Source organism: Arthrobacter sp. 179 (assembly GCF_052379645.1).
In the GTDB taxonomy this organism is placed as follows: domain Bacteria; phylum Actinomycetota; class Actinomycetes; order Actinomycetales; family Micrococcaceae; genus Arthrobacter_H.
The window spans coordinates 1-2,641 of sequence record NZ_JBQSYU010000052.1; the positions used below are offsets into that span (position 1 = coordinate 1).

Here is a 2,641-nt window from a genome sequence, read left to right on the forward strand (position 1 = left end):
TGTTAAATAGCGGCTTCTGGAACCGGTAGTCCACGTTTCGGGTACCGCCTCTCCATCGACCGGATACCGCTTCCAGGGGATGTGTTCTTCTGGTCATGGCAGCAACACACACGGTGTTGCGCCTTGACCCTCAAGGAGGACCGATGGCGGATTACCGAGCCATCATGCGGCTGCTGGTGCAGGGCCGCAGCTATCACGAGATCACCGCGAGCTTGAACTGCTCGCGCCGCGGGATTTCCCTGGCCAACAAGGCCCTGGCCACCCGGGGCATCACCACCACGGCACAGGTCCAGGAGCTCGCCGACCACGACCTGGACGACTGGTTCCCGGACGGCCGATCCGCCCGGTCCGAAGGCTATGAGCTTCCGGATTTCGAGCCGGTGCTCCAGCGGATGAAGCGAGACCGGAACTTCACCCTGCAGCAGGCCTGGCAGGCCTACGTCACCACCGCCGGAGACCACCGCAAATACGGGTATTCGAAGTTCTGTGCCCTTTTCGCCCGGCACGTGGCCACCAACGACCTGAGCGCGACGATCCACCACGAACCGGGTCGCTCGATGCAGGTCGACTGGGCCGGGCAAACGCTGCCGGTTACCGACATTTTCACCGGCCGGGTAGCCAAGGCCTACCTGTTCGCCGCAGTGCTGCCCTATTCGGGGATGGTCTTCGCCCGGGCCTCGCTGTCGATGAACCTCGAAGCGTGGATCGACCTGCACGTTCGGGCTCTTGAATATTTTGGTGGCGTCCCACAGATCCTGATTCCCGATAACGCCAAGACCGCGACATACCGGCCCGAGCGCCGGGATACCCAACGGGTGCTCACCGACCGGTATTCCCAGTTCGCCACCCATTACGGCACCGCGATCGTGCCAGCCCGGGTGAAATCACCGAAGGACAAGGGCGCCATCGAGCGGGCGGTGCGCACCGCCAACCACCGCATCATCGGCAAGCTCAGTGCCGAGGTGTGGTCCACGATCCAGGAGCTGAATGCGGCTATCCAGGTGCAGGTCGAGGAGGTCAACGACCTGAAGAATCCGCACGGGATCACCAAGCGCGAAATCTTCACCGCTGAGGAGGCAGCCCTCCTGGCAGAGCTGCCCGACCACCGGTTCACGCAGGTGACCTGGAAGCAGCTCAAGGTCCAGCGGAACTACCACGTCACCACTGATTACCAGCACTACTCGGTGCCCTACCGGCTGGCCGGGCAGATGCTCAAGGCCCGGTTGACCGGCACCACGGTGACGCTCTTCGCCGGGGAAGAGGTCGTCTGTGAGCACGCGCGCAAGCACGGGCGCAAGGGCCAGTACTCGACAAGCACCGAGCACGTTCCGCCGGCGCACCAGAACGTCGCCAACCTCTGGTCGCGCACCTGGTTCCTGGACCGTGCCAAAGGCTTTGGGCCCGCCACCGTCGGGGTGATCACCCAGGTCCTGGACCGGCACGTGATCGAGGCCCAGGGCTACCTCGACTGCCAGAATATTCTGGATGCGCTGGGCAAGAAGGGCAAGGCGCGCCTGGAGGCGGCCTGCCAGCAGGTGCTCAACACCTCCGCGGTCCCCACCTATACGACCCTCAAGCGGGTGCTGGCCACCATCACCAGCGACCAGCACGCTCCGTCGGTGCCCCGGGCCGCGGCCAATACCCTCAAGCCCGAGCACCTCGGAAACCGGGAAACCACCGGGCAGGTGTTCGTGCGCGGCTCCGATTACTACCAGGAGGGATTCTGATGCCCATCTTCACCAGCGAGGACCACGACAAGTTCAAAACCCTACGCATCACACGCGTCGCCGAGGCCCTCGAGCTGCTCCTGGTCGAGGAAGCGAACGAGCAGGTGCCCCCGGAGAGACTGTTCCGCCAAGCCGTCGATGACGCCCTCGAGCAGCGGCGCTCCAACAAAATCGAAAGACTGATCACCCAAGCCCGGATGCCGTTCGCGGACGCCACTGTCGAGGAACTGGACTACCGGGAAGGCCGCGGGGACCTGAACCCGGTACAAATGAGCCGTTACGCCGCCAACGATTGGAGCCGCGAGCAGCTCAACGTCGTCATCACCGGCATGTCCGGTTCAGGCAAGACGCACCTGGCCTGCGCGATCGGGGTCGCGGCATGCCATAACGAACACAGTGTCCGCTACTGGCGCATGGACGATCTGGCCCTGGCGCTGGTCAGCGTTCACGACGACCACATCGCCCACCGGAACCTGCTCAACCAGCTCAAGGAAGTCGAGTTACTCATCCTTGATGACTTTTTAACGGTCGGAGTCGATGCCAGAGCTACCAACGACCTGTTCGGGGTCCTGGCCGATCGGGACCGACGTGCGCCGACGATGGTCCTGGCCCAGACCGGACCGGAGTACTGGATCCAAATGATTCACGACCGAGTCGCGGCAGACTCGATCGTGAACCGGCTGGCTAACAACTCACGCCACATAAAACTCGGAACGGTTGATATGCGGCGTGAGCAAAACATGAGAAGACGCCAAACCGAGGGCCACTGGAACTAACCACGATGCCCTGGGACAAGACTACAGGGCCGAGCTGAATGGATATCGGCCGCCGACCTCGATCGGCGGCCGGTACCCGCCATGGAAAGGAGGTACCCGGTACATGGACTACCGGTTCCCGAAACGGCCATTTAACAC

2 protein-coding genes are annotated in these 2,641 nt (G+C 63.2%); both read left to right on the forward strand.

Features of this window, described 5'->3' with window-relative positions:
• Positions 1–143 precede the first annotated feature (143 nt).
• The gene (gene istA / locus ACT3UE_RS15705; RefSeq protein ID WP_444567019.1) at positions 144–1,727 is read left to right on the forward strand and encodes an IS21 family transposase; all 1,584 of its coding nucleotides are present in this window, start codon (positions 144–146) and stop codon (positions 1,725–1,727) included.
• On the forward strand, positions 1,727–2,503 hold the full coding sequence (locus tag ACT3UE_RS15710; protein WP_444567020.1) for an ATP-binding protein: 777 nt from the start codon (positions 1,727–1,729) through the stop codon (positions 2,501–2,503). Before istA ends, ACT3UE_RS15710 begins: the two co-directional genes overlap by 1 nt.
• Positions 2,504–2,641: the final 138 nt, after the last annotated feature.